This is a genomic window from Acinetobacter sp. PC34, assembly GCF_051789135.1.
Classification (GTDB): Bacteria; Pseudomonadota; Gammaproteobacteria; order Pseudomonadales; family Moraxellaceae; genus Acinetobacter; species Acinetobacter johnsonii.
Window position 1 is genome coordinate 2,424,928 of the sequence record NZ_CP196664.1, and the last position, 21,729, is coordinate 2,446,656.

The following is a 21,729-nucleotide window of genomic DNA, read 5'->3' on the forward strand; positions in this document are numbered from 1 at the left end:
AATATCAAATAAATAATTAGGGTCTGTTGACATTTACTGTTCATAATTAACCCTATAAAGGTAGCCATAAAAATATACAGGCTAAAGCAACAGAACTTTGATAATTTCTTTTGAGCTTGTCATATCGAGTAGCTATTCCTCTAAATTGCTTTAATCTACAAAACATATTTTCAACTAAATGCCTGATTTTATATAAATACCAGTCCATATGGTCATTGTTCGATTGGCTATTTGTTTTCTTTGGTATATTCGCTTTAGTCCCTGTTTTCCTGATCTGTTCACGCAGTGGTTCTGAATCATAGCCTTTATCTGCACATACCACTTTTGTCTCTTTTAAATCTAATGTTGATATTAAATCAGGTGCAACTTTAACATCATGTGTGGTTCCATCGGTAATCATGAAATCAATAGGATTGCCATGTGCATCAACAATCAAATGTATTTTTGAGGAATTTCCTCCTACACTTTTAGAAATAGATTGATTCGCTATGCCGGCAGAATGTTGATGAGCACGTACATGAGAGCCATCAATAAAAATCCACTCCATATCGGGGCATGAGGCTAGTAATTTGAATAATCTAAGTAACTTACCGCTGCTTGACCAACGATTAAAACGTTTAAAAATAGAGTTTGAATGACCAAAACAACAAGGAATATCTCGCCACGGACAGCCTGTTCTAATTCTATAGAGAATAGCTTCAATAAAATTGCGTAAATTTGAGTTGTGGTGAATGGATAAATTACGCAGAATAACTTTCAACTTTTGCCAGTGTTGATCTGTCAGCATGGTACGAGGCATAGCGAATAGTAAAATTGGGTTTGGCGATTTGATTTTACTACTTCGCTATTTTTTTAAGCTAAAAGTGTCAACACCCCCTAAATTGCTTTGAGCATGGGGAAATATGTCTATTCCAAAGATTAAAAAATTAATCATTAAAAACTTTGGTTGTATTGGGTCAAATTCCATTGAATTAGAAATTGATAAAATTGTAATTTTAGTTGGAGCAAATAATGCTGGTAAGAGTACAATTTTAAGAGCCTTTGAGGTTGTTACAGACAATTTACAATTAGAAGAGTCTGACTTTCATAATAATCAAGTTTCTCCAGATTGTTTACCTGAAATCGAAGTACACTCAATTACGACAAATGATACAAAACCTGGTAATGAATGGTGTTTACCATTAGATGATGGAACTTTTCTAGTTAAAGAAAAATGGACATGGGCGGGTACAAAGAAAGAACCTATACGAGTTGGATTCAATATACATGAACAAAGATTTGCTATACAAACTGATGCTGAAAAAATGCCTTGGGGAGTCAATAGTGTAGCAAAAGCTAGAAGACCCAAACCACACCGAGTTAGTACTTTTGATGAACCTGAAATTCAAGCAAGAGCTATTAAATCTCTACTAAAAAATTTATTAGATGAGGCAATTAAAACGCATAAAAGCTCAGATGAAGATGATAAAACAATCTATGAGACCATTATTGAGTCATTAGATACCCTAAGAAAAACTACAAAAAGTCAACAAATACAAAATATTGAAGAACTTGAAACCTCTGCAAATGAAATAATTGGAAAAATTTTTCCAAATCATGAGCTTAAAATCTCTTCACCTGAAATAAATACTCCAATAGAAATAACTTTACTTGGTGATGAATTTGATGTTCATATGGGGACGATAAATGGAGAAAAATTCCCTTTGGAAAAACAAGGAAGTGGTAGTCGACGAACCGCCTTATGGACCATTTTAAAACTTCTAGCTGATAAAGGCATCAAAGCTAAAAATACAACTGCAAAAAATGCAAAATCTCAGCATGAAAATTTAGGCTCCAATACTTCACACATCTTACTTCTTGATGAACCTGAAGTAAGTTTACATCCTTTGGCTATCGCTAACGCCCGTGATGTTTTATATTCATTACCAGAAAATAATAATTGGCAAATAATGATTGCCACACATTCACCGAATTTTATTGATTTAAGTAAAGATCACACAACTGTTATTAGGGTAGAAAAAAGTCTTAATAATGACATTGAAGCTTCAACACTTTATAGACCTGAAAACGTACAGCTAGATGCTGACGATAAAGAAAATTTAAAATTAATGAATTTATTCGACTCACATATTTCACAAGCATTTTTTGGTGGAAAAATTCTCATTGTAGAGGGTGACACTGAATACTCGGCATTTAATTATATCCGTGAAAAAGAATCATTAAGCAATGAACACTACCATGATTTAAATATAATTAGAGCAAGAGGAAAAGTTACTGTTGCATCAATGATGAAAGTATTAAATCACTTTAAAAACAAATATTACGTACTTCACGACACTGATACACAACAATGTCTAAGTAAGAGAATAAATAAAGACTTAAGTTCAGATAAACATAAAGTTTATGACACAATTACTATCACAAATCCTGCATGGACTAACAACAATAAAATAAAAGCTCAAATGACAAATAAATCACGCGTAATAGCATCACTCATAAACTTTGAATCAGCATATTTTGCAGAGACAGTAGAATCAGATAAACCTGAAAACTGTATAAACAATATTAAAGAATGTGAAATTAAATACGCTACGATTAAACAACTTTTGGATGGAATTTTAGAAATTAACAATACGACTTTACCAAATGGCGCTATTTGCTGGAATGAATTAGCAGATCTTGAAGATTCAATCCCAACAATAACCTTAAAATAATCCCTCCTAACCTCCCTTTAAAAAAGGGAGGAACTCCGCGAAAAAATACCACCATCAAATTTGCGAGAAGTCCCCCTTTCTCAAAGGGGGATTTAGGGGGATTCTAATTTAATAAGTTCTAACCTTTGCTCAACAACACAATAAATCTGCTCCACCACCCCATCAATCTCAGTCAAAATCTGCCTGTTACTATACCTCACCACCACAAGCCCTAATTCACTTAAAGCTTGATCCCGAATTTGGTCAGCCGAACGACCATCTTCGGTGTAATGCTGCCCACCATCACATTCGATAATTAAATTCGCTGCAGGACAATAAAAATCGACGATAAAATTTAGAATCGGCTTCTGTCTATAAAACTGCAGCCCTAAAATCTGTTTACGTCTTAATCTCTGCCATAACAGTTGTTCAGCATCAGTCATACTATTACGTAAATCACGAGATGGAAGTTTTAAGTATTTGTTATAAGGTTGCATCACGGCACTCTTAATTTTCATATCTTCTTATAATAACCTTGGCATAATACTGCCAGAGAATAACAATGCACGAAACATCATCATGAACGCAAACCAACTTTTCCTCGGTGTGATCTTTAGCTCAATTGGTTTAGGCTATTTTTTCTATGGAAAAAGCAAAAAATGACCGTGCCCTTTGTTGCAGGTCTGGTTTTAATGGTTTTTCCTTATTTTATTGAAAGCAATGTTTTGCTTAGTAGCATTGGTATTTTACTGTCTGTCATTCCGTATTGTTTACGTTTTTAAAGCGACTTAGCCGTTTCAAGCGACTCGACGAACTTTATGTCGACCACATTCCAGTGATGCATCATCTCGCGTAGAAATATAAAGTAAACCAGACTGAATAGCCCTTGTTTGGTCACCTTCGCCAAATAATATTCCCGACACTCAAGAAATGCATTAAAGCCACTTTCAAGCTGTACACGACTTATACTGTGCTGATTTGGGAAAAATAAAGTCAAAACTTGCTGAAATAAAGCATCCGTACTGATTGCACTTTTGGATTGGGCATACTGGACGGGAACCGATTCTAATATTTCTTCAATCACATAAATCATCGACTCAATCGCAAGCTCATCCAACAACCCATGGCGCATACTGTTTGACTGTATAAAGCTTAAACCTTGATCTAGCTGGATATGCTGTCCATCCATTTCAAATGCCAGCTGATCTAGGCCGAATGAAAACTTGAGTACACCATTCAGATCCGTCATCGCTTCAATACTCCAAAGTCAAAGTACATACATTCAATGCCGTTATTACCGATCATAATCATCAAGCCGAAATGCAATCGCGCCATCTTCGTTTGATAAGATAGCGCGATTAAGACTGAAGGTCAGCCGTATTCCGTTAGTTTGCTTGAGTCTTCGGTAAAAAGAAGGTCGCCAAACCGAGTAAAGGCAATAACGAACACACACCAAACACCCATTCAATGCCTTTGACATCGGCTAAATATCCTAAACCTGCTGCGGCGATGCCACTCACACCGAACATTAAACCGAACATCAAACCTGCAATCATGCCCACTCGTCCCGGAACGGCTTCTTGTGCATAAACCACCATGGCTGCAAAGGCAGAGGACAGTACTAAACCTGTGATAATCGACAGTACAGTCGTCCAAAATAGATTGGCATGCGGCATCATCAACGCAAACGGTGCCATGCCAACAAAAGACACCCAAATCACCGCTTTACGCCCAATTCTGTCTCCAATCGGCCCACCTGCAAATGTACCCAGAGCCACAGCAGCCAAAAAGGCAAAGAGATGTAACTGCGCACTTTGCAAACTGAGGTGAAACTTGTGCATTAAATAAAAAGTGAAATAGTTACTGATGCTGGCGATGTAAGTAAATTTGGCAAACATCAACACGCAAATGGTCGACAGCGCGATGACGAGTTGACGCCCATGCAGTTTGCTTTGCACTTGATGCGCTTTGGCAGCCAATTGTTTTTTACTGTGACTGATGCTCCAACGGCTGACACCGAACAACACCCAAATCGCAAGTAAAGCAAATACAATCAACCATGCCACGGCGTGCTGTCCGAAAGGCACAATAATCAGCGCGGCCAATAAAGGCCCAATGGCTGTACCTGTATTGCCACCGACCTGAAAGGTCGATTGTGCTGTACCAAAGCGCCCACCCGAAGCCATACGTGCTACACGTGAGGCTTCAGGGTGAAAGGTCGAAGACCCTACACCAATTAATGCCGAGGCCATGAGCAGTACAATAAAATTCGGTGAAAAGGCCAACAGTAAAATGCCACTAAAAGTCACCACCATACCGAGTGGGAGCAGATAAGGTTTCGGATGTTTATCGGTATAGAGTCCAATCCAAGGTTGCAGTAGCGATGCCGTAATTTGATACACCAATGAAATCAGTCCGACTTGTGCAAAGCTGAGCGAGAAATTGGTTTTCAGCATCGGGTAAATGGCTGGCAAAACAGCTTGAATCAAGTCATTGAGCAGATGTGCAATAGCCACAGCCCCCACCACTTTTATGATCATGCCTTGCGGCTGCTCATTGATCGTAGCTTCGCCCATACCCTCTTTTATTTGAATTGAAGACGACATACCTCGCAAACTCCATGTATTTTTCATCAGGCATTGATTGTAAAATGTCATTCATAAGACTATCTTCCAATAATCATTGTATAACTGACAATTTTAAACTACACATGCCAAACTCTCTGATTCAAACCGAAATGTCCGAATTGGTGATTGGGCTTTCTTCTGAGCATACCTATCGAGAGATTACCCCTGCGCATACCCATTCGCGGGCACAGTTTCTGTATGCTTCGACAGGGATGATTCAAGTGTTCACCCCAAACCACGTTTGGATCGTGCCGCCGATGTGCGCACTATGGATTCCGACCCATGTTGAACACAGTGTGATTTCATTAAGTCGAGTTAAGCTCAATACCGCATTGGTTCAAGCCGATGCAGCTGCACTGCTGGGGCAACATTGTTTTATTATTCGGGTCAGTAAGTTATTGCATGAACTGCTCATTCGGCTCAATGCGATTGAACACATTCCACCCTCCGAACTGATCAGCTCTGATGAACTGTCACGATCTTTACAAATTTTAATTTTTGATGAAATTCATAAAGCCAATCTGTTGCCGATTCAGATTCCATGGCCGCAAGATCGACGCTTAATGAATATTTGCCAAGCGCTGTTAAGTACGCCCGATCAGTTAAAAGATTTAAGCACATGGGCAGATGAAATTGGCACCAGTTCCAGAACCTTGATGCGCATGTTCCAAAAGGAAACGGGGCTGTCTTATCGCGCATGGGTTCAGCAAATGCATATTGCCCATGCCTTAAGTAAAATTGCCAATGGTGAATCTGTCGCGCAGATTGCAAGATCTCTTGGTTATAGCAATCCGAGTGCATTTAGTACCATGTTTAAACGTCATTTAGGACAGACCCCGCAACAGTTTAAATATAAAGATGAATAGAACGATACTCGCACCTAAGCACTCAGACGATCGACAAATAAAATACCATTGAGATGATCGATTTCATGCTGCACTATTCGTGCAGGAAAACCTTCAAAAGTGCTTTCCATTACCTCACCTGTCAAAGTGTGATACAGCACCTTAATACTTTGCGCACGCTGTACCTGACCGCGTTCATTCGGCACACTTAAACAGCCTTCTTCACCTAAGGTCGTTGCTTGCGAAAACTCTAAAATTTCAGGATTGACCATCACCACGGCGTCCATTTCAGGTGCATCGGGATAGCGTAAATTTGGCCGTGAAGCCACAATAATGACCCGCTTTGAAATATAGACTTGTGGTGCAGCAATGCCTACACCGCTCCGCTCTAACATGGTCGCAATCATGGCAGAAGCCAACTGCATGAGCCAGTCACTATTAAATTCTGCATCTGCGACGCGAGCAGCTTTGAGTCTTAAAATATCTTCACCACGTTGTGCAACAGGTAAAATCACACTCATACACAAATCCTCATTTTTATACCTATTTATTCTTTTTTATATCATAAGCTTTTTATCTCGCCTGCGTTATATATTTACGTTGACTGTCAAATCAACGATATTGATTCATGTATAATTTTTAGTTCAGCCCCAGTAAAGAAAGATTGATTATTCATTCAAAAAAGACTTCTTTAAAATCAAATATAAACCTTTATTCAGCTTTGGAAATATACGCATGGATGCAACACCACGTTTGACCAGAGAAGACAAACGTACCCTTGGGCTGTCATCACTCGGTGGTGCACTTGAGTTCTATGACTTTGTTATTTATGTTTTTTACGCCAAAATTATTTCTGAGTTGTTCTTTCCCGCAGGGCTCAGTCCGTTTTGGGCCATGCTGAATACTTATGGTATTTTTGCCGCAGGTTACTTCTTCCGTCCACTTGGCGGTGTAGTCATGGCGCACTTTGGCGACCTCATTGGTCGTAAGCGACTCTTTAGTTTGTCTATTTTGCTCATGGCTTTACCTACCCTCATGATCGGGGTTATGCCGACCTTTGAAACGATCGGTTATGCTGCGCCGCTGCTTTTGCTCCTTATGCGGGTAATACAAGGCATTGCAATTGGTGGAGAAATTCCAGCGGCTTGGACCTTTGTTTCTGAGCATGTCCCCTCTGAAAAAATTGGTTTTGCCAATGGCTTACTTACGGCTGGTTTGTCACTCGGCATCTTGCTCGGTGCTTTAATGTCACTATTCATTTCTCTTCAGTTTAGTGAAGCAGCTATACATGATTGGGCATGGCGCATTCCCTTTATTGTGGGCGGTATTTTTGGCTTAGTGGCCTTGTATTTACGCAGTTATTTGAAAGAAACCCCAGTATTCAAAGCCATGCAAGCACGTAAAGAGCTTTCTAAAGAAATGCCGGTGAAACAAGTCTTAGCCCGTCATAAAACCGCCGTGGTGATTGGTATGCTCTTGACTTGGTTCTTAACTGCTTGTGTGGTGGTACTGATTTTAGCCATGCCAAACTTACTGACAGGTGCCTTTGGATTTGAACGTAGCGATGCTTTTCAAATGCAAAGTGCTGCGATCATCATGCAAATGCTGGGATGCATACTCGCTGGAATATTGGCTGATCGTTTTGGTGCAGCCAAGGTCTTGATTTTTGGCTCGCTCGGTGTCGCCGCTATCGCAACCATTTTCTATCACAGTTTAGGTGCGGTCAGTCCAACTACTGTGTTTGCACTGTATATGCTTTTGGGATTCTTTTCAGGCACGGTAGGGCTTGTGTCCTATAGCATGGTCAAAATGTTCCCTGCTCCGATCCGCTTTTCGGGCATTTCGTTTTCCTACAATGTCGCCTATGCCATTGCAGGAGGCATCACACTGCCTTTGGTTCAATGGCTCAGTCTCTATAGCAACATTGGCGCGATGTATTATATTTGGCTGGTCTGTTTGGTTTGCTTCTTCACAGCTTTGGTTTATCGAACTCAGTTTGAAACCAAGCCATAAAAAGAAACCCTTCAATCGAAGGGTTTCTTTTTATGCAAGCTACTTTGAAAACATGAGGTCAAAGCCTTTAGCTTAAAGTTTCTGCATGCAGATTTTGACGCAGTTCATCTTCCACAATATCCAGCTCGATTTGGCTAAACTTACGGATTTCACCTTCAGCATGTTTTTCTAACATACCGCCAATTAATGGCACTTTCACTTTTACCGTCCATTCCAGTTGAAAGTGAATCTGCTCATCATTACCCGATACACTACGTTGGCACACGGCTTCTAAAGGTAAGTTGGGGTCTAAACGGACTTCCGAGCTCAATACAACTAAATTGCTGACGTCGGTACGTTGTAAGCGAAAGGCATCTTTTAGAAATTTCTTCGCAATATCAGGAATATTGACATCCAAATTATACGCGCGCTTGAGGGTATAAATATCGCCGACTTTATTCGACTCCAAAATTTCCAACTTCTCACCGGGAATACGACGACAAACATTTTCATGTAAGCTAATATCGGCTGCGAGTCGACGGAAGTCATCCAATGAAACACCTTTGATGGTGGCATTGACTACAAACTGATGTGCCATAATATTAAATCCTTTATTTTTTGTTTTTGTAAACATCCATGCCCTGATCAGGACTGAAAACTGGATCTCGTCATCCTGTAGAAAGGTCAAATATAGACGATGTTCCAGCACCGACTATACCGTGATCTAGATTTCAATGTGCGCCATTCTGTATGACAATATCATCTGCAATATGAATAAAAACCACGCGCTCAAAACAGGCCAAGCGAATATCAAAATGCTCGGCCCCATCATCCAGTCCTGTAACCGCCCAACTTGCACTGCTGGGTAAGTCATCCAGCCAAGTGGCCTGATAAAAATCCGCAACCGAAGCAAAGTCCAAATATTGCTGTGGACTTCCCTTTAACCGCTCAATGACCGACTCAAATTGAGCCAATTGTGCGTGTTTAAAATCAATCAACATACCCAGCCTATACACTTTTTAGCTGTTGTTTATGTCGTACCTGAGTCCATTGCCACCAGCCAAAAGCCGCCAAGCCAACAAAGCCTGCATATAAAGCCGCGGTTAGGAACAAATCTTTATAGATAAACATACCGACATAAACAATATCGACAAATACCCACAGCACCCATGTCGCAATATGTTTACGACTGGTCCAATAAGTCGCCAACAGACTAAACGCTGCGAGCTGCGCATCCAATAGCGGTACAGCTGCATCGGTCAAATACTTTAAGCTCAAACCAAATACTGCACCAGCCGCAGCGGCAAGCAGTATTTGCAAAATCACTTGCCGAGCTGTAATCGGTTCAATCCGAATATCATGATCTTGTTGTTTACCTTTGAGCCAGTGATAAAAACCGTAAAAGTTCACCACTACAAAGAAAAACTGCAAAATGGTTTCGCCATATAGCTTATAGGTATAAAACAAATAGCCATATAAGAAGAAAGCAGCGAAGTTAAACCACCAACACCACATATTGCGCTTAATGGTCAACGTCACCCCGATTAAGCTAATGATGACTGCAAATATTTCAAGGCTAGACATGGTTCAACTGGTATTCAAAGAAGTGCTGCTATTATGAAAAAAAACTCAATAAAGGCAAGACAATTCGGCTCAATCTAAACGCCGCTCTTTTTTCGGGGAATCTGAGCAAACTGTCGAGTCACAGAATGCATACGCATAAGTTTTGACAGTTTTCTAACAATCGTTTAAAAACTTATAAAACGATGCAGGAATAATCAAAATGTCAGAACAACAAGGTCGTGTCAGTCGCGAAGTTCGCGGTTCGTTATTTTTAATTGGTTTAGACCGCGCAGCCAAGCGTAATGCTTTTGATAGTCATATGATTCATGACTTATCACTGGCCCTTACCGAATATGAGGATGATCCTTCACTGCGCTGTGCTGTAATTTTTGCGCACGGAGAACACTTTACTGCTGGGCTTGATTTGGTTGAGTTGCAACCCAAACTCACTGCAGGCGTTTTCGACTTTCCCGTGTCACAAATTAACCCTTGGGGCACCAACTCCAGACCCCGCACCAAACCCGTGGTTGTGGCAGTCCAAGGCTTTTGCTTCACCGCTGGAATTGAACTGATGCTCAATGCCGATGTGGTGATTGCGGATGCCAATACACAATTTGCCCAAATGGAAGTGCAACGCGGCATTTTACCTTTTGGCGGTGCAACGGTTCGCTTTGTACAAGCCGCAGGTTGGAACAAAGCCATGCGCTATCTACTCACAGGTGACAGCTTCAATGCGCAAGTAGCTCTCGATCTTAATTTAATTACCGAGGTCGTAGAAACGTCCTCGCCAAACACTACATTAGAGCGAGCATTGGCCCTTGCAGAATCGATTGCACAAGCAGCACCACTCGCCGTTCAAGCTACACTGGCTTCTGCACAACAAGCCGTACAGCACGGCGCAGACTATGCCTTTGCACATTTACAAGAGCACCTCAGCCCACTACTCAAAACCCAAGATGTCCAAGAAGGTGTCATGGCAATGCTACAACGCCGCCCTGCTCAGTTTAAGGGACAGTAAAGCAAGGGCAATAAAACTTAAAAGTCTGGAACCGACTTTAGTATTTAACAAAAAGAAGAAACGATGATGCAAGCCACCGCCCATTTAGATTCGACCCAAATTGAGAAACAAACTGTAAAATTTTCAGCAACCGATGGTTATGTACTCGTTGGTACACGTTATCGTTCATCTGAGCCGATCAAAGCCAACATTATTGTTGCCAGTGCAACAGGTGTACCACAGCAGTTTTATCGCCGCTTTGCCGAGTATGCAGTAGCTCTAGGTTATCAAGTCCTAACTTTTGATTATCGTGGTGTGGGGCTTTCTGCACCGAAGCAACTCAAAGGTTTCGGCATGTCCTATTTGGACTGGGGACAGCTAGACTTGTCGGCTGCTATTGACTCTATCCGCAAAGATGACAAACCTATTTTTGTGGTTGGACACTCTTATGGAGGCCAAGCACTCGGTTTAACCCACAACCATGACCAAGTCACTGCGATGTATTGCTTTGGCACGGGTGCGGGTTGGCATGGCTATATGCCGTTTCGGGAAAAAATGAAAGTGCACGTCATGTGGAATATTATTTTCCCGCCGATGGTTGCACTAAAGGGCTATCTGCCTTGGAGCCTGCTTAAAATGGGTACCGATTTACCTGTGGATGTCTACACACAGTGGCGAAAATGGTGTAAAAATCCGACCTACTTTTTTGCAGATCCAGAGCAGCAACACTTACTGGAACAGTATGCACAGGTCAAAACTCCAATCTATGCTGTTTCAGCACTGGATGATGACTGGGCTTTACCGAACTCAAGGCATGCATTTATGCAGCATTATCGGCATGCGAACATGCATTATCTCAATATTGAAGCCAATGACTATGGCTTGAAAGAAATTGGGCACATGGGATATTTCCGCCAAGGGGCCGAAGCCATCTGGGAAGATATGCTGAACACTTTCAATGGCTATTTATCATTACCAACCATTACGGAACGTTAAAACTCTATGCGCCCACAAAAACTGAGTAAAGAACAAATCCAGTTGCATTGCATGCAAACCTTTAAAACCCATGGTTATGCAGGCACCAGTATGGATTTACTAGCAAAGTCTTGTGGGCTCAGTAAAGCAGCATTTTATTATTATTATCCCAATAAAGAAGCTTTGGTTTTAGATATTTTGCAAGTCAGCCAGCAATACTTAAACCATAAACTGTTCAGTATTTTGTGTGATACGCACTTAGATTATTGCGTTCGCTTTGAACACTTGCACCAGCAAGCTGTCAGCTTTTTTAGTATGGGTGTTCAAGGCTGTTTAGTCGGGATGCTGTCTTTGGAAGTCCCACATTTATCCGAACAAATTCATCTCAAAATTCAATCAATTTTCCAAGATTGGGAGTTGGCGTTGTTCCACTACTTTCAGCAGGTCATGCCTATTGCTCAAGCTGAGGCACTGGCTAAAATCAGTGTTGCCGATTATGAGGGGGCAATCTTAATGACACGCTTAAAACAGGATGACTTCTATCTAAGTCATGTTGCAGAACGAATTCTTAAACAGTTATCCATGGCTGTGATGGAAGCTGCGGAGGCTTAAGCGAGGAGATCAATCACGAGTACGATGGCTTTTTTTATGCTCGCGTCCACTGCGGTCGATATGCGTATAAAACATGCCATAACGACTTACATAGTATTCAAGCGACTGATCATAGAAGCTCCAAAAAATAGACCATTCATTTAAATCCATTTTGCGGATTTGCGTCTGGGTTTTCGCAGGCATTTTGACCAATAAGGTACTTTGCATCAGCGTTGCATCTTCTTCAGCCGTGAGCAATATCGCTTGATCTAGAAATAGAGTCGCCACGTCATCGAACAGTTCTTGTTCATAAGCATCAACTTCAATAACACGCTCAACCTGAGGTGCTCTATTGGTATGCGTTGCCATTTGCACAGATGCTGCTTTAGATTCAACCGCTTTTTTTTGTCGCTTCAGAAAGCGGTGCTTTTTTTGAATTTTGATTACAATAATAGATGCCGCAACCAAAGCAATGAGTATGCAAATCATCAGTAAAAATGTCGCCATGCTCTGCTCTCGTAACAAATATTCCCTTTTAAAATACAGCATTATCGCTCAAATAAACACCAAATTAATTAAAACAGACTACGTATGAACTCAAATGCTCAATTCGATGACTTGTAATTGGGTGTTGATTCTCAGACCAATTCTGGTGATTCAACACATATTCGCACGAATGTGAAAGGTATCACGATATGTGATTTTTCACTCACAAAATCACTATAAAAAATAATTAACTTAATGCGATTGAACAACAAAGTTACATCCGTACTAACAGTAATTCAATTTAATAAATACAGTCGCTAGCATGAAATAGCTGTTTCTATAGCTCTAAGAAGAAAAGATGATACGGGCAGCCCAACTTCAGGACATTCCTGAAATTTTAAATGTCGTGCACGACAGTATTCGATCATGTATCAAAGACCACCATCGCCATGAAAGTACGATTCAAATTTGGCTAGAAAATAAAACCCAATCCAACCTGATTATGTGGATGCACTATAACGACAGCTGGGTCTATGTACTCAATCAGCACGTAGTGGGGTTTATTATGGTCAGTGATCAAGGTCGTATTTTACTCAATTATATTTCATCCGCTGAACAACAGCGCGGCATTGGGAAAGCCTTATTAGAAACCGTTATTGAACATCTTAAACGTAAAAAAATTCGTCAAATGAGTTTAGAAAGCACCCAAACAGCATGCTCTTTTTATCAAAAACATGGCTTTCAAATCCACGCTCAAGACATCCCAAATCCCAAAATGGTGGCTATGGTTAAACTCTTGTCCTAAGGGAGATTGACCGAAGCATGACTCACCTAAAAATCACTTATTTTCATAGGATTCATTGGGCATTTTCATCTGATCACGGCCCGCTTCTTTGGCTTGATACAGTTTTAAATCGGCCGCTTTCATAAGGTCATGAATATTGGCATAAATCGTTTCATGATCCATCCACGACACCCCCATACTCAAAGTCACATAATCTTTGCCATCTAGGCGGTTATGATGCTCAAAGCGCGCACTACGCACTGCATCTAAAACGGTTTGCATAATCTGACTAATAATCGCAATTGGGACATTATATAAAACAATGGCAAACTCTTCCCCACCATAGCGTGCTAAGTAGGCATTATGTGGCAGTACTGCACCAATCACTTTGACCAGATTTTGCAGAACTTCATCGCCCTTTAGGTGCCCATAGAAATCATTATAATTTTTGAAATAATCGACATCCATCATGGCAAAAACCAAAGTTGCATGACTATTTTGTTGTGTTTCAATAAAGCGCTGCTGAATTTCCTGATTCAATGCACGCCGATTATAGGCGCCTGTTAAGGCATCAATTTGAATTTGATATTCGAGTTTTTCATTTAAGTCATGTAATTGAGAGGTGCGCTGTTGCACTTTTTGCTCTAAAGAATCATTCAATTCAATTAAATTATTATTTAAACGTTCGGTATGGTAAGTCTGATAAGCATAGTTACGTGATTGTCGGAACATCACCAAAAGTGCATACAGACTGGTAGAGATAAAAGATAGATGAATAGAATCAATCACATGTAGCGTTAGTAAAAAGTCATGAATGACCGATATACACAGCAATACCACGGCGTATAAATTGATTTTCGAATATTTTTGTTTGGTCTTTAAAGTAAGGTAAAAACCATAGGCAAAATTAAGCAAAATAACAATACTGAAAAATGCGCTATAAAAAGCCAGCTGCTCAAAAACAACTTGCTCGGATAACAAGGTAATGACGATATTCAAGGTCAAAACTAAAATGGAAACGGTATAAATCCAACGCTGTAAATAGTACTGATTGAGCAAATACATATAGCTCAAAAAAAACATGACCGCTAAATAGATAAATAAATATTCTAAACGTATGCCCCACAACCAGTTGATATCTAGGAAGGTCGTATAAGCATATGGCGCAGTAAAAAGATTATGTAAGGCAAGAAATAAAATAAAAATACCAAAAACAAAAATACTTTTACTATTCCGTTCATCTGAACCACGGAACATCGAGAACATGGTGGTGAACATTCCTACACCAAACACCACGCCACAGATCATGGCGATACTCATCATCAGTTGCTGATAATGTCGATTAATCGTTTTAGCAATGCCAATATGCATGGGGCTTTCAAGGCCGCCGCGTAAATTGTTAAAGTTTGAGGCTTGTATACTTAAAGTAAAATAGGGGCTGTCAGGGACAAAATAAGCAATCCGCGGTGCATTTTCTGTTTGCTGTGCTCCCGCATTATCCGCGACATCCCCTAAACGAACTAAAAAATCGCCATTGAGATAAACCCGATAAGCACAATTTTGATTGGGGATATGAATGGCTAGCCTTCGACCAATAAATTCATCCGGAATTTTGAAATGACCGACAAAAGTCCCATAACCCGTATTACTGCCTGTAAGTTCTTGAAATGAAATTGGCAATTCGGTAGTTTTAGAAGGGAGTTTACGATTAGGCTGAGAAATCAGCTCTTGGTCATAATAAGACCATGTACCTTTTAAATAACTGGTGGTTTGTTCGGTGAATTGAATGTCATTGACATTTTTTTGATGCAAATAATACTGCGTGGGCTCAGCTTCATATTGTGCCCACGTCGAAGGTATCAAACTTAAAACCAGCAAACAGCTTAAAACAAACCCAAACAAAGACCGTTTGCTCAATGAGCTATACAAAAGCGACTCTTCCCTTAAATACGCTCTGCCTAATAATTAATCTACAAATGTTTTTCTTAAAAACCAAGTGTTTTTACAAATGAATCAAATACATCCTTGTAATTGACTCTTTTATTTATCAATATTTTTGATTAATCACGTGTTTTTACATCATACAACTCAATTTCAAAAATCAAATTTGAATTGGCAGGAATAATATTACCCATTTTACGCTCACCATAAGCCAAATGTGATGGCACGATGAGTTTACGTTTACCGCCCACTTTCATGCCCATAATACCTTGGTCCCAACCTTTAATGACACGGCCTGTCCCAATCACGGTTTCAAAGTAATTTCCACGGTCTAAAGATGAGTCAAACTTCGTTCCATCTTCTAACCAGCCCGTATAATGCGTGGTGATTAAAGCACCTTTAACCGCTTCTTTACCTTCACCGACAATTAAATCAATAATTTCTAATTCTGCGCTCATGTTCTCGCTCCAACCTGTTCAATCAATAAATCTAGTTAAACTGCATGCTTATTGCAATTGCGTCCACTCAATAATGGCTTGAGCATGGTCACCAATTAAGGTCCACTCACCATCCATTACATTCAACTGAAGTTGCATGGTCCGCTCACACAGAGCTTGAACCGCTTCAGTACTTGCAGTCGACAATTGCCAGATTTCTACATTGTTCAATGTCTTCAACTTACTGTTACGCTTATACCATTCATCGACCGCTGTACCATAAGTGACAATCGCCACTTGCTTACAACGTGCACTGGCTTTTTTCACTTTATCTTCGTCTGGGCTGCCCACTTCAATCCATTTCACCAACTGACCCGTGAGGTCTTTTTCCCACAGCGCAGGTTCATTGGTTTCAAATAAATCTTTGGTAAACTCTAAAGCTTCATCCGCAAAACGTGCAAATGCCAACAAACGCACCATCAAACGCTCAATGGTTTCTGAAGGATGCAATGCCAAAGTCAGTTGATAGTCCCCATATTGGTGGACATCCATATTGGCAATATTCAAATCTGCCTTATAAATTGTAGCTTTAAGCGCCATACATACCATCCTCAAATTTGCCGACTAGCATATAAGATTTCGGCTTTTTTTGCTTAAAACAATTTAAGTCATTGCTCTATGCGACATTCAAAAAGTGCGCTTTCAAAATCCATCCAATCTCTTTCATTTTGAACAATCAATTCAACTCGATTATCAATCCCTTCTTCCACATCTTGATAGTTAAATTGTTCAGGATTGAAATTAAATGCCTTCCATCCCTGATTGGTATGGAAAATTCCTTTAATCCGTCGCCAATCTTGCTGTTCACAAAGCAAATCTAATAAATCGTAAAAGTCAAAAACCCAACGCTTCGGCATTTTCCAACCTGCAACACTATAACCTTGCGCCGTTTCTACATAGTGATACGGCAACTGTTTAATCTCGGGAAAATCTTGTTGAGTCGCTTTCAACTGTTGCTGAATGTTCAGTAAAGGTTGCTTTAGTCGTTTTGTTCCGATGTACTCAAAATCGATTTGCGCAAGCTCAATCTTGCCCTGCTCTGCCATCAACCACTGCTGAGCATAAGGCTGATATTCAGTTTGCAGTTTTTCAAGAGCATCTTGATCTGCTTTTTGCATTTGAGCTTGATGCGAAACCACCACAATCTGCGCCGCTTTTAATTGATCCTGATAGAGATTTTGTGCTGTCCATGCATGATCATGTAAACGCGAACCATCCAGCACCGTGATCGGCGCACGCATGTGCAGGGTCGAGTGCCAATGTGGCTCGGTCAGTTGCTCTAGTAACTGTGCTGGATGTCCCAAGCCTGTGGGTTCAATAAACAGCCGATCAGGCTTTTGTTCTGAGAGCAACCGAGACAGTGCAATTTGCATCGGTAGTTGGCTGCTACAACATAAACAACCACCGAGTAATTCTTTCACCGCATAGCCTTCTGTTTGTGGCATGAGCCGTTGATCTACGCCAATTTGCCCAAACTCATTCATCAGTACCGCCCAAACTTCATGTTCAGGTTTCTGACCTAACAAATGCATGAGCAAAGTGGTTTTACCTGCACCAAGAAAGCCCGAAATAATATGCGTATGAACCGCCTGCGGCATCGATATCAGTTTCAAAATTTTATACCTAGCATGGAATATGATAAAAACAGCACAATAAAATAAGCCATCATCTTAATTTAAATAACCAATTTTCTCATCTCAAATCCATGGCATCGAACACTCAGCATTCAATTGACTGACATTTCATTCATCGATACCCGTATTAGACAAACTTCCTTACATTTTACTCAGGACCAAAATTAAGCTTCCGCACTTAATTCGCATGTTTTGTACAGTTTATGTGACTTTTCAAACATTTAAATTGATCATTAATTCTTCATTTCCTCTCAATCTATTCACAAAAAGCTTCTACTTGTTACTTAAAGCTCACCATTTTTTCATCATCTGTAGTTTTAGGTAATGTGTACTTTTCACATTGTTGCTTCGATTGAACCGTAGATATTCAGGCTATAGGATGAAGCTCAGTTCAAATTGATGTGATGATCAGTCTGAACTATTTTTATCTATAAAATATAAGGATGCCAAAACCATGAAACTTTCTCACTTAATTATTGCAACATCTTTAACAGCTGCGAGCTTTGCAACTTTTGCTGCACCTCAACAAGCGCCAGCTCAAGAAGACAAAGTTGTAGTATCAACCCAAGAAACAGCTGAAACTACAGACTTAAGTGCAAATGCACCTGCTTCGGAAGCATCAGCAGAACAACCGAATCAAGAAAAAGCTGCTAAATAATTGAAATGTTGAGAGATCCGGTGGCTTACTCTCCTGCTGGATCGCAACAACTTTTTAGCGTCACTTGAAACCAAGATATATCCTGTCTTGGTTTCTTTTTATTTATGCGCATAGACTTTAGAAGTTTGAGATCAACAGGTGCAAAAAGCCAAATTTGCGTAGTTTTCCCATATGAGCTTCTATTCAAAACATCAACGTTAGACATAAAAAAAGATCCCCTATGTAGGAGATCTTTTTTTTTAAACTTAACTATGTGAGGCTTTTTTATAAATACTGCACGAAGGATGATGGTTCTCTTGTAAACGCGCGACCTTACGTTGTTCTGCCGCTTCAAAACGGCAACGCTTCCAGTCATTGTCCAAATTCAACGCAGGAATTTGTTTTGGCTTACCATTTTCATCTACCGCGACCATGGTGAAGTAACAACTATTGGTATGGCGTACTGTACGCTTTTGAATATTTTGTGCTTCAACACGAATACCAATTTCCATCGAAGTACGACCGACATGGTTCACGCTTGCCAAGAAAGTTACTAACTCGCCCACATGAATCGGCTCTTTAAAATTAACTTTATCAACAGATAAGGTCACCACATAACTTCCTGAAAAACGACTTGCACACGCATATGCCACTTGGTCTAACAGTTTCAAAATGGTGCCACCATGCACATTTCCTGAAAAATTCGCCATATCAGGTGTCATTAAGACCGACATAGTGAGTTCAGACTGGTCATCCGCAGCCGCAGCAATTTGATCTAATGGGGACATCGCGTTCTCTAATTGGTAAGATAATAGGATATGTGACATTTATTATATCGGTTTTGAACGCTAAATTTGGTAACAAAACCATCATTATTATTTATAGTGATTTAAGTATCATTCAAAAAAATATATATAAAGAAGACTAAGCTTTTGAATCTATAGGCCTTCTTTAAATTTTAATTTATTCAAAAACATTGTCGCTGTGATATTTTCGCAGCACATAAATGGCTTTGAGCCTCATTAGCATGTATTTCTAGTTATAGAAACACATGCTAGTCCAGTCCATTCAGGCTTTTATTTTGAAATCACGCGTGATCAATGCGTTCGTGCTTGAATACTTTGAATATTCAATTTTTGCTTATAATTTTTCTGCGCAAAAACTTTTTGAATCTGTCCTAACTGCGCAACGGTTGCATCGACCCCAGCTTGCATGGTCAACTCACGTCCACTCACATCAAAAATATGTACTTTCTCACGCAAGTCTGGCTGAATCACAATATCGGCATTTTTCAACTCAATTTGTGCAAGGTTCTTTTGCATGATATTGATATTTTGGTTAAACAGCCCCCAAATATTTGAGGTTTCGGTATACATCGGCTGTGCCAAGATATCGACCGCAATAATAATATCTGCCCCTAACTTGCGTGCCACATCAACAGGTACGGGGCTGACTAAACCACCATCTACATATTCATCGGCACCAATTTTGGTTGGAATAAACATACTCGGGATCGATACCGATGCTCGAACTGCTTGACCAGTATTGCCATAGTTAAAGACGACTTTTTTACCCTCTTTTAACTGCGTGGCCACCACATACATCGGGATAGGTAAGCGCTGTAGTGGAACATCGCTTACTTGCTCATTGACATAGTCTTCAACTTTTTGACCATCAAAGAAACCTTTCATGTCCAAACGGATATCGCGCACATCATTGGCTTTCATATTCAGCGCAATATCACGAATTTGATTGGCATTTTTACCGCTAGCATACAGTGAACCGACGATACTACCGGCACTGGTTCCCACGATAAAGTCGGGACGAATCCCCGACTGCTCTAAAACTTGAATTGCGCCAATATGTGCATAACCACGTGCACCACCACTCCCCAATACCAAAGCAATGATTGGGCGGTTTTGTTCTTTTTTGAGCTGTTTAAAGTTAATCTGGTTGAGTCGCTCTTGGGCTTCCCCTGACTCAGTTTCGGCTGAAAAAGCCTGATTTGGCGTTTCTTGAGCCACTTTGGGCATGCTTTGACAGCCTGCTAAAGCGAGCAATGTAAACGACATAAGGCTAAGTTTAATGTTTAACATGATTCACCGAGGTTGAGATAGAGCGAAGTTTTCCAGCAGCATAGTGTATGAAAATCAGCAGTCCAAGTACTGTTGTTTTTCGTAAAAGCGTCATATTTCTCTATTATAATCTGTTTCAATTTTTCAGCATAATTCAACATGCACACTCAGCAGCTCATTCGCATCTTTCTGCATTTTTTAAAATTGGGCTGCTTGTCTTTTGGTGGCCCTGCTGCTCATTTGGTGTTTTTTCACCGACATTTTGTACAACAACTTCGGTGGTTGAGTGATGCTGAATATGCCCAGTTGGTTGCTCTCGCACAATTGCTCCCAGGACCGACCAGCAGCCAAGTGGGTATTGCCATTGGTTATCAACTCCAAGGCTACCGCGGTGCGTGCGCGGCTTGGCTCGGTTTTACTTTGCCGTCTATGCTCCTCATGGCATCTTTCGCGGTACTGGGTCAGCAGTATTTCAATCAACTCAGTGCGATGACACTACATAGCATTCAGTTGATCGTTTTTGCTGTGGTGGTCTGGGCCTTTTGGCAAATGTTGACAAGTTTCTGCAAAACTATCTGGCAATATGTGCTGATGCTACTTAGCACCTTGTTTCTTTACTTTGTGCCATGGTCATTCAGCCAAGTTATCGTCATCTTTGTTGCTGCTCTCGTCGGTATTTATTTCGCATCAGATTCGACATCAAAGCTCCAAGACAGCAGCTTAAAATCAAAAGTCCAAGCAAAGCAGACTTATCTTTGGCTAATTGCCTTTGTTTTGCCTTTTGTAGTTTTTATGGTGTTGCATTCATCTTCTTCACTCTTCTCACAGAGCCTGTTCAGTTTTTACCAAGCAGCATCTTTGGTTTTTGGTGGTGGGCATATTATTTTGCCACTTTTACATCAGGACTTCGTCTCCAGCCATATTTTATCTGCCGAACAATTTGACTTGGGTTATGCGCTGGCTCAACTCATGCCCGGCCCCTTATTTAGTTTCGCAAGTTACTTAGGTGCTTTACTGCCTTTAACTCCGTTTGTTTGGCTGAATGTGGTTCTAGCCACTTTAGCAATCTTTCTGCCCTCATTCTTTTTAATCTTTGCCACCTTGCCCTATTGGTCTTGGCTTATGCAGCAAGCTGCAATACGAAAAGCCGTGATTGGGATTAATGCGGCAGTGGTAAGTTTACTGCTGTGTTTAGTGATACAAATGGGACAAAGTTATTTCAAGCATTGGACTGACTTAGTTTTTGTAATCGCTGTAATTTTAATGCTTCGAACCAAACTCCCGATTTGGCTAAGCCTGATTTTAAGTTTTGCACTCTATCAGCTGTTCTTTTACTTTAGCGGTTAAATAGCCATAAAAAAGCCCCTATCAATGTAGAGGCTTTTTTATGTA

The 21,729-nt window shown here is 40.4% G+C and carries 23 protein-coding genes and 2 pseudogenes; 10 read left to right on the top strand and 15 right to left on the bottom strand.

Annotated elements, in window-relative coordinates; translation table 11 throughout:
* Window positions 1-33: 33 nt before the first annotated feature.
* A pseudogene (locus ACSC9N_RS11835) lies at window positions 34-799 on the bottom strand (IS5-like element ISAba31 family transposase).
* Window positions 800-902: 103 nt separating this feature from the next.
* Here ACSC9N_RS11835 and ACSC9N_RS11840 point away from each other — a divergent pair.
* Window positions 903-2,714 carry an ATP-dependent nuclease gene (locus ACSC9N_RS11840; RefSeq protein WP_058952106.1) on the top strand — a complete coding sequence of 604 codons (1,812 nt, stop codon included), beginning with the start codon at window positions 903-905 and terminating at the stop codon, window positions 2,712-2,714.
* Between the two features lie 92 nt (window positions 2,715-2,806).
* Here ACSC9N_RS11840 and ACSC9N_RS11845 read toward each other — a convergent pair whose 3' ends face one another.
* On the bottom strand, window positions 2,807-3,190 hold the full coding sequence (locus tag ACSC9N_RS11845) for an endonuclease domain-containing protein (RefSeq protein WP_058952528.1): 384 nt from the start codon (window positions 3,188-3,190) through the stop codon (window positions 2,807-2,809).
* An 82-nt stretch (window positions 3,191-3,272) separates the two neighbouring features.
* On the opposite strand from ACSC9N_RS11845, the pseudogene ACSC9N_RS11850 reads away from it, so the two are divergent.
* Window positions 3,273-3,475 (top strand): annotated as a pseudogene (locus tag ACSC9N_RS11850) (amino acid transport protein).
* Here the strand turns inward: ACSC9N_RS11850 and ACSC9N_RS11855 are convergent.
* Both ACSC9N_RS11855 and ACSC9N_RS11860 read right to left on the bottom strand, forming a co-directional pair.
* A complete protein-coding gene (locus ACSC9N_RS11855) occupies window positions 3,472-3,942 on the bottom strand; it encodes a hypothetical protein (protein WP_058952107.1) in 471 nt (156 codons plus the stop codon). The pseudogene ACSC9N_RS11850 and the gene ACSC9N_RS11855 sit on opposite strands and share 4 nt — an antisense overlap.
* A 136-nt stretch (window positions 3,943-4,078) precedes the next feature.
* Window positions 4,079-5,299 carry an MFS transporter gene (locus tag ACSC9N_RS11860; protein ID WP_058952108.1) on the bottom strand — a complete coding sequence of 407 codons (1,221 nt, stop codon included), beginning with the start codon at window positions 5,297-5,299 and terminating at the stop codon, window positions 4,079-4,081.
* Between the two features lie 104 nt (window positions 5,300-5,403).
* On the opposite strand from ACSC9N_RS11860, the gene ACSC9N_RS11865 reads away from it, so the two are divergent.
* Window positions 5,404-6,186, top strand: a complete 783-nt coding sequence (locus ACSC9N_RS11865; RefSeq protein WP_058952109.1) for an AraC family transcriptional regulator — start codon at window positions 5,404-5,406, stop codon at window positions 6,184-6,186.
* A gap of 14 nt (window positions 6,187-6,200) precedes the next feature.
* On the opposite strand, the gene def is transcribed toward ACSC9N_RS11865, so the two are convergent.
* Window positions 6,201-6,686: a peptide deformylase gene (gene def, locus ACSC9N_RS11870; RefSeq protein WP_004694417.1), complete on the bottom strand. Its 486-nt coding sequence runs from the start codon at window positions 6,684-6,686 to the stop codon at window positions 6,201-6,203.
* 214 nt (window positions 6,687-6,900) lie between these two features.
* On the opposite strand from def, the gene ACSC9N_RS11875 reads away from it, so the two are divergent.
* The gene (locus ACSC9N_RS11875; RefSeq protein WP_094148896.1) at window positions 6,901-8,178 is read left to right on the top strand and encodes an MFS transporter; all 1,278 of its coding nucleotides are present in this window, start codon (window positions 6,901-6,903) and stop codon (window positions 8,176-8,178) included.
* A gap of 67 nt (window positions 8,179-8,245) precedes the next feature.
* On the opposite strand, the gene ACSC9N_RS11880 is transcribed toward ACSC9N_RS11875, so the two are convergent.
* The 3 genes from ACSC9N_RS11880 to pnuC all read right to left on the bottom strand — a co-directional run bounded on the left by ACSC9N_RS11880 (window position 8,246) and on the right by pnuC (window position 9,741).
* Entirely contained in the window at window positions 8,246-8,755 is a 510-nt protein-coding gene (locus ACSC9N_RS11880; RefSeq protein WP_058869189.1) for a DUF2505 family protein, read from the bottom strand.
* A gap of 133 nt (window positions 8,756-8,888) precedes the next feature.
* Complete coding sequence (locus ACSC9N_RS11885) at window positions 8,889-9,158, bottom strand: hypothetical protein (RefSeq protein ID WP_058952111.1); 270 nt, start codon at window positions 9,156-9,158, stop codon at window positions 8,889-8,891.
* A gap of 7 nt (window positions 9,159-9,165) precedes the next feature.
* Window positions 9,166-9,741 (bottom strand): nicotinamide riboside transporter PnuC, encoded by a 576-nt coding sequence (gene pnuC / locus ACSC9N_RS11890; RefSeq protein WP_058952112.1) that lies wholly within the window; start codon window positions 9,739-9,741, stop codon window positions 9,166-9,168.
* A gap of 199 nt (window positions 9,742-9,940) precedes the next feature.
* On the opposite strand from pnuC, the gene ACSC9N_RS11895 reads away from it, so the two are divergent.
* From ACSC9N_RS11895 to ACSC9N_RS11905, 3 genes are all read left to right on the top strand, one after another.
* Window positions 9,941-10,738, top strand: coding sequence for a crotonase/enoyl-CoA hydratase family protein (locus ACSC9N_RS11895; protein ID WP_058952113.1), 798 nt, complete (start codon window positions 9,941-9,943; stop codon window positions 10,736-10,738).
* A 66-nt stretch (window positions 10,739-10,804) separates the two neighbouring features.
* Window positions 10,805-11,713: an alpha/beta hydrolase family protein gene (locus ACSC9N_RS11900; RefSeq protein WP_058952529.1), complete on the top strand. Its 909-nt coding sequence runs from the start codon at window positions 10,805-10,807 to the stop codon at window positions 11,711-11,713.
* Between the two features lie 6 nt (window positions 11,714-11,719).
* Complete coding sequence (locus ACSC9N_RS11905) at window positions 11,720-12,304, top strand: TetR/AcrR family transcriptional regulator (protein WP_058952114.1); 585 nt, start codon at window positions 11,720-11,722, stop codon at window positions 12,302-12,304.
* Between the two features lie 9 nt (window positions 12,305-12,313).
* Here the strand turns inward: ACSC9N_RS11905 and ACSC9N_RS11910 are convergent, their stop codons facing one another.
* Window positions 12,314-12,790, bottom strand: a complete 477-nt coding sequence (locus ACSC9N_RS11910) for a hypothetical protein (RefSeq protein ID WP_171254073.1) — start codon at window positions 12,788-12,790, stop codon at window positions 12,314-12,316.
* Between the two features lie 337 nt (window positions 12,791-13,127).
* Here ACSC9N_RS11910 and ACSC9N_RS11915 point away from each other — a divergent pair, with 337 nt between their 5' ends.
* Complete coding sequence (locus tag ACSC9N_RS11915) at window positions 13,128-13,574, top strand: GNAT family N-acetyltransferase (protein ID WP_058952115.1); 447 nt, start codon at window positions 13,128-13,130, stop codon at window positions 13,572-13,574.
* A gap of 33 nt (window positions 13,575-13,607) precedes the next feature.
* Here the strand turns inward: ACSC9N_RS11915 and ACSC9N_RS11920 are convergent, their stop codons facing one another.
* From ACSC9N_RS11920 to ACSC9N_RS11935, 4 genes are all read right to left on the bottom strand, one after another.
* The gene (locus ACSC9N_RS11920; RefSeq protein WP_395001046.1) at window positions 13,608-15,455 is read right to left on the bottom strand and encodes a sensor domain-containing diguanylate cyclase; all 1,848 of its coding nucleotides are present in this window, start codon (window positions 15,453-15,455) and stop codon (window positions 13,608-13,610) included.
* A gap of 158 nt (window positions 15,456-15,613) precedes the next feature.
* Window positions 15,614-15,952, bottom strand: coding sequence for an FKBP-type peptidyl-prolyl cis-trans isomerase (locus tag ACSC9N_RS11925; RefSeq protein ID WP_058952116.1), 339 nt, complete (start codon window positions 15,950-15,952; stop codon window positions 15,614-15,616).
* A gap of 48 nt (window positions 15,953-16,000) precedes the next feature.
* Complete coding sequence (locus ACSC9N_RS11930; RefSeq protein ID WP_004981095.1) at window positions 16,001-16,531, bottom strand: YaeQ family protein; 531 nt, start codon at window positions 16,529-16,531, stop codon at window positions 16,001-16,003.
* A gap of 68 nt (window positions 16,532-16,599) precedes the next feature.
* Window positions 16,600-17,604 (bottom strand): CobW family GTP-binding protein, encoded by a 1,005-nt coding sequence (locus tag ACSC9N_RS11935; RefSeq protein WP_213062760.1) that lies wholly within the window; start codon window positions 17,602-17,604, stop codon window positions 16,600-16,602.
* 475 nt (window positions 17,605-18,079) lie between these two features.
* Here ACSC9N_RS11935 and ACSC9N_RS11940 point away from each other — a divergent pair, with 475 nt between their 5' ends.
* Window positions 18,080-18,283: a hypothetical protein gene (locus tag ACSC9N_RS11940; protein WP_004694446.1), complete on the top strand. Its 204-nt coding sequence runs from the start codon at window positions 18,080-18,082 to the stop codon at window positions 18,281-18,283.
* A gap of 245 nt (window positions 18,284-18,528) precedes the next feature.
* Here ACSC9N_RS11940 and ACSC9N_RS11945 read toward each other — a convergent pair whose 3' ends face one another.
* Both ACSC9N_RS11945 and ACSC9N_RS11950 read right to left on the bottom strand, forming a co-directional pair.
* Complete coding sequence (locus tag ACSC9N_RS11945; RefSeq protein ID WP_004694449.1) at window positions 18,529-19,050, bottom strand: acyl-CoA thioesterase; 522 nt, start codon at window positions 19,048-19,050, stop codon at window positions 18,529-18,531.
* Window positions 19,051-19,359: 309 nt separating this feature from the next.
* Window positions 19,360-20,358 carry a patatin-like phospholipase family protein gene (locus ACSC9N_RS11950; protein ID WP_058952119.1) on the bottom strand — a complete coding sequence of 333 codons (999 nt, stop codon included), beginning with the start codon at window positions 20,356-20,358 and terminating at the stop codon, window positions 19,360-19,362.
* 138 nt (window positions 20,359-20,496) lie between these two features.
* Here ACSC9N_RS11950 and chrA point away from each other — a divergent pair, with 138 nt between their 5' ends.
* Window positions 20,497-21,684, top strand: coding sequence for a chromate efflux transporter (chrA, locus tag ACSC9N_RS11955; RefSeq protein WP_058952120.1), 1,188 nt, complete (start codon window positions 20,497-20,499; stop codon window positions 21,682-21,684).
* The last annotated feature ends 45 nt before the right edge of the window (window positions 21,685-21,729 follow it).